Genomic DNA, 684 nt, shown 5'->3' with positions numbered 1-684 from the left:
GGTCACAACGACCGTCTTATCCTTCAGTGGCGTCAGCATGTAAAAGCGCTCCTATCCCCTGTAATATGTGCTACAATATCCCAGTACTTAGATACCTTATCATCGTACTATATATCCAAATGTCGAGGCAACTTGACTTATAAACGCTTACACGCTAAAAAAATCCTCTGAAGTTTAAGACCTGATTCTTATCCAGTAATTTGGAGAGGGATGGTATCCCTATGAATGTGCACACTCATGACTAAGCCAATCGTAAGCATGTTCGTAAGCAAGGAGCTGCCTCCGTAACTAATGAACGGCAATGATAGCCCGGTTAGAGGGACAAGTCCGATGTGCATGCCTATATTTACGAACACCTGGAAGACGATCATGCCTACTAATCCAATTACGAGATAGCCTCCAGCCAGGTTCATGCTCATATTTGCAATGAGGACAATTCGATAGATAAGCATGAAGTACAGCAGAAGCAAGATGGAAGAGCCGAGAAACCCGTACTTTCCCCGATAACAACATAGATGGAATCCGAATACGCATACGGAATAAAGCCCCGATCCATGTAAAATCCTTCACTTCCGCTTAGTCCGCCTGTCCCTATGGCGCTCATAGCATTTTTACATGCCATGACTTATCAGGGTCGCTGGTTGGATCAAGAAAGGTCTGAATCCTCGACATCTGATGCGGCTT

1 pseudogene is annotated in these 684 nt (G+C 44.7%); it reads right to left on the bottom strand.

Going from position 1 to position 684, the window contains the following annotated elements:
- Positions 1-188: 188 nt before the first annotated feature.
- Positions 189-684 (bottom strand): annotated as a pseudogene (locus AZ66_RS29445) (FtsW/RodA/SpoVE family cell cycle protein); the annotation flags it as partial.

The sequence above is a fragment of the Paenibacillus sp. E194 genome (genome assembly GCF_000935845.1).
Taxonomy (GTDB): Bacteria; Bacillota; Bacilli; order Paenibacillales; family Paenibacillaceae; genus Paenibacillus_B; species Paenibacillus_B alvei_B.
The sequence above is the reverse complement of the archived record's forward strand: the minus strand, read 5'-3'. Positions and strand labels throughout refer to the sequence as shown.